Origin of the sequence: Burkholderia sp. 572 (assembly GCF_040545135.1) — a bacterium.
GTDB lineage: Bacteria > Pseudomonadota > Gammaproteobacteria > Burkholderiales > Burkholderiaceae > Burkholderia > Burkholderia cepacia.
This window is the reverse complement of the sequence record NZ_JBEPLH010000067.1, coordinates 1-1178: the sequence shown is the minus strand read 5'-3', so window position 1 is coordinate 1178 and position 1178 is coordinate 1. Positions and strand designations below refer to the sequence as shown.

General features: G+C 63.1%; 1 protein-coding gene. It reads right to left on the bottom strand.

The annotated features are described in order from the left end of the window. A partial coding sequence (locus tag ABIC51_RS40830) for an ISNCY family transposase (RefSeq protein ID WP_226129918.1) occupies positions 1-1075 on the bottom strand: 1075 nt, incomplete at its 3' end. Positions 1076-1178: the final 103 nt, after the last annotated feature.

The following is a 1178-nucleotide window of genomic DNA, read 5'->3' as shown; positions in this document are numbered from 1 at the left end:
ACACCTCGATCTGCCGGTCGATCAGCTTCCGGTTGGCCGGCGTGTCCTCCAGCAAGTACATCACTCGGTCGTACTGCACCGTCAGCGACTTCGTTACCTTCCGCGGCTCGCGCCACGTCAGCACCAGGTCCAGGCTTTCGTCAGGCCGCAGTGGTCGGTGCGCATTGAAGTCGCTCTTCGGCGGCTTCGCGAAGCGTGCGTTGTAGGCGGCCATGAAGGAGGGCGCGTAAGCGTTGGCGTCGGCTACCGTGTTGATGCCGCGCAATCGCATCTCCTTGACCAATCGGTCCTGCAACGTCAGGTGTGCTCGCTCGACTCGCCCCTTGGCTGAACTGCTGTTCGCGCAGAACGTGTCAATGTTCAACTCGTACATCGCCCGGCCGAACGGCGTCACGCGATTGCCAGTCTTGCCTGGCTTCACGTTGCGGAACACGCTGGCCTTGTCGCTGTAGAACGCCCCAGGTTTGCCGTGCCGTTCGATGTACGCGCGTGTCGCTTCGAAGTAGCTGAAGGTCGATTCCGTCTGCGTGAAGTGCAGCATCATCAGCCGGCTCGTCGCGTCGTCCACATACACCAGCAGCGTGCAGGCTGGCGCCCGTTCCTCGAACCACCGATGGTCGCTGCCGTCGATCTGGATCAGTTCGCCCAGGCACGCCCGGCGCGCTCGAGGCTGATAAATCTTCGGCGGTCGCTGCCGGCGCGGCACCCATAAACCTGCCTCCGTCATCAGCTTCCTAACCGTCTCCTTGGCCAGCCGAATGCCGTGACATTCCCAGAGCTTCTCGCAGGCCAGCGTCGGCCCAAAATCGGCGTAGCGATCGCGGATGATCGACAGCGCCCGGTCGGCGGCTCCTGGGTCCAGCCGACGATTGCCGGGCTTCGATCGGTGTCCCGATACCAAACCCGCCGCGCCGTATTCCCGAAGCCGGGCGACCAGCCGGCGAATCTGCCGCGTCGTCAATTCCAGCCGTTCCGCTGCACGCCAAGGCTTGAGCTTGCCGTCCGCGACGTCCTGAATGACCTTGAACCTGTCCAGCTCGCGCATCGTCATCGTGATCCGCTCCGTTGCAGCCATCGCAGCCTCCGGCGCCGGACACCCGGCGGCCGAACAGCTTACGCGGCACGAAAGCGGACATTTCTATGTAGCCAAAAGCGGACATTTCAATCTAGCCACTACA